Here is a 2,735-nt window from a genome sequence, read left to right as displayed (position 1 = left end):
TTCAGGCCGTCCTCGGGCTGCTCGGCGGGCTCGGGCACCCACCCATGATCTCGGGCAACCTCTGCAAGATCAACCCCAGGCAACCAGGCACAACCCGGGCAGACGCCAACTCAGGCTGAATAGCTACGCGCAGAAGCCTGGTGAGAGGGCGTTGACTCTGATGCCCGAGTCGCGTAGGGCGTTGGCGTAGATCAGGGTTATGGCGTTCAGAGCCGCTTTGGACGAGTTGTAGCCGAGCGTTCGCGTACTGGGCGATTTCCTCGTCGGGGTTGCTCAGGAATGCAAGGTGCCCAGGCCGCTGGAGACGTTGCCGATGTACCCGGACGCCGACCGGCGGAGCAGCGGGAGCATGGCGTTGGTGACGGCGATGACGCCGAAGACGTTGGTGTCGTAGACCTCGCGGACGGCGGTTACCGGCATCTCGCCGGGTGGACGCGACTGGTCGCGGGTGATGGCGGCGTTGTTGACCAAGACGTCCAGGCGTCCGTAGTCGGCTTCGATCAGCTTGGCCGCAGCCGCGATCGTCGCGGGGTCCGTCACGTCCAGGTGGACGAAGCGGGCGTCCAAGCCCTGGTCGGTCAGGCCGGCGGCAGCGGTACCTCCGCGTTCGGGGTCGCGGGCTCCTAGCAGGACGGAGTGACCGGCCTGCGCGAGCGTGGCGGCCGTTGCCAGGCCGATGCCTTGTTGGCGCCGGGGATCAGGGCGATCTTCTTGGTGGTCATGGGGCCACCATGGCTGCGGGCCGTGGGAAGCGGGAGAGCACCGTTGAGGCTGGTATCGGCAGTCCCATGGTGGACGGGACGCCGGGCGGCGAGACTGGGTGCCTGAAGTACGGGGACCGGGCCGAGATGGCCGCCTTCCTGCGGCGGTGGCGTGCGCGGATCCAGCCGTCCGACGTCGGGTTGGAGCGGGGGCGGCGGCGCACACCGGGGCTGCGGCGCCAGGAGGTCGCGCATCTGGCGGGCATGTCGGTCGACTACTACATCCGGCTCGAGCAGGGGCGGGGGCCGCGGCCGTCGCGGCAGATGCTCGACGCGCTCGGGCGAGCGCTGCGGCTGACCGATGACGAGCGGTCGCATCTGCACTATCTGGCGGGCGAGGTCCCGGCGCCGTCTCACGCGCCGGTGCGGGAGGTGCGGCCGGGGCTGCTGCATCTGCTGGAGCGGCTGGACGACACTCCCGCGCTCGTCTGCGACGCCAAGTACGACCTCCTCGCGTGGAACCCCATGGCCACTGCGCTGCTGGGCGACTTTGGCACGGTGCCGGAGGGTGAGCGCAACGTCGTTTGGCGGTTCTTCGCTCGGCGGCAGCCCCGCGGGAGTCCGTGGCCGACCTGCGGGCGGTTGCGGCCCGGTATCCACGGGACGCCGGGGTTCGCGGGCTGGTCGAGCGGCTGCTAGCCGCGAGTCCTGAGTTTCGGGAGTTGTGGGACGAGAGCGAGGTCGAGGTCCGGCGTTCGACGCGCAAGCGGATCCGCCATCCGGTGGTCGGCTGGCTCGACCTGGAGTGCGATGCCCTGCATGATCCGGCGCGCAATCAGTGGACGATCTTCTACACGGGGGCGGCGGCCGAGGCTCTTCGGGCGTTGCGGGGCCTGGCCGCCGCCGGGTGACGTCGGTCAGGGGGCCGGGACGCCTCCTCTCAGGTTCGCGGCGGCCCTCAGGGAGACTGCTCCTGGGCGGGACGCGGTCTCTGCGATCACGGCGAGGGTGATGGTGTTGTGGCTGTGGGGGTGGAGGATTCCGTCGGGGAGGGTGAAGTCCTGCTGGATTTCACCGTTGACGTACTCCCCCATGTTCCAGCCGTTGATGAAGATGAGGGTTCGGTAGTCGCCACTGCCTTTGTCGAAGTGCAGGGTTACGGGGACGTCCTGGTCCCTGGGGATGGATAGGCGCGTTTTCGTGCTGTACCAGTGGACGCCTGGCTCGATCGGGGTGGTCGGCGAGGCGGACGGCCAGCGGTTGGTGTGGGCGGACGGTAGGTGCCAGCCTTCTCGTTCGCCGTAGAGGCCGCCTGTGCTGAGGGGACCTCGGAGCGGGTCTTCGGCTCGGGTTCCCTGGATTCGCCACGTGACCGGGTTCGTTGTCACTTCGGCGTTGACCAGTCCGCGGGGTTGCTTCTGGCGGTAGTCGTCGGCCGTCCAGTCATCGTTGTGGCCCATGTTCTCGACCAGGACGGAGAGGACGGCCTTCTTGCCCTTGGGGAGGAGGTTGGACGGGATTTCGAAGGTGCCCGGTCCCGGGTTCTCGTTGATGGGGGCGTCGGCGTCCTTCTGCTCGCCGCCGGCGGCTGAGCCCAGGTAGTGGCCGTTCAGCCAGACCTGGTAGATGCCGTGCTTGCCGGTGATGGCGTTCAGGTTGACGGTCTTCTCGGCGCCTGTTGCGGTGAAGTGGCCGCGGTACCAGACGTGGCCGTGATGGAAGCCGTAGTCGTCGGCGTAGAGGACCGGTAGGTTCTTTGGCTTGACCGGGCTGACCGTGGTGGTGTGGTCGGCGACTTTCCACGTGGAGTCGTCGAAGGTGGGTGATGCCTCGGGTGCGCCTTGCTGCGCTTTCCAGTGCTTCAGGGACGGGAGGTTGACGGGGCGCGGGCCTTTGGCGTGGGCCAGGAGGCTAATTCAAAAGCTTGAGCTGGCGGCGTGGGCGGCGGCCCGGCTGGGCGTCGTTAATCCACAGCGTCCACAGATTCATGTGGATTAGATGAGAGGGGTAGACAAAACAACGGCCCGCACTCTT

1 protein-coding gene and 3 pseudogenes are annotated in these 2,735 nt (G+C 67.9%); 1 reads left to right on the top strand and 3 read right to left on the bottom strand.

All coding sequences use genetic code 11. The features are described 5' to 3' along the window. Positions 1 to 123: 123 nt before the first annotated feature. Positions 124 to 927: pseudogene (locus tag HUX53_RS42730) on the bottom strand (SDR family NAD(P)-dependent oxidoreductase). On the opposite strand from HUX53_RS42730, the pseudogene HUX53_RS31190 reads away from it, so the two are divergent. After that, positions 849 to 1,612: pseudogene (locus HUX53_RS31190) on the top strand (helix-turn-helix transcriptional regulator). The pseudogenes HUX53_RS42730 and HUX53_RS31190 overlap by 79 nt on opposite strands. Positions 1,613 to 1,618: 6 nt before the next feature. Here HUX53_RS31190 and HUX53_RS31185 read toward each other — a convergent pair. Further along, positions 1,619 to 2,161 carry a beta galactosidase jelly roll domain-containing protein gene (locus HUX53_RS31185; RefSeq protein ID WP_176406798.1) on the bottom strand — a complete coding sequence of 181 codons (543 nt, stop codon included), beginning with the start codon at positions 2,159 to 2,161 and terminating at the stop codon, positions 1,619 to 1,621. Beyond that, positions 2,162 to 2,566, bottom strand: a pseudogene (locus HUX53_RS43185) (beta galactosidase jelly roll domain-containing protein); the annotation flags it as partial. Between the last annotated feature and the right edge of the window lie 169 nt (positions 2,567 to 2,735).

Source organism: Actinomadura sp. BRA 177 (assembly GCF_013372625.1).
Lineage (GTDB): Bacteria > Actinomycetota > Actinomycetes > Streptosporangiales > Streptosporangiaceae > Spirillospora.
The sequence above is the reverse complement of the archived record's forward strand: the minus strand, read 5'-3'. Positions and strand labels throughout refer to the sequence as shown.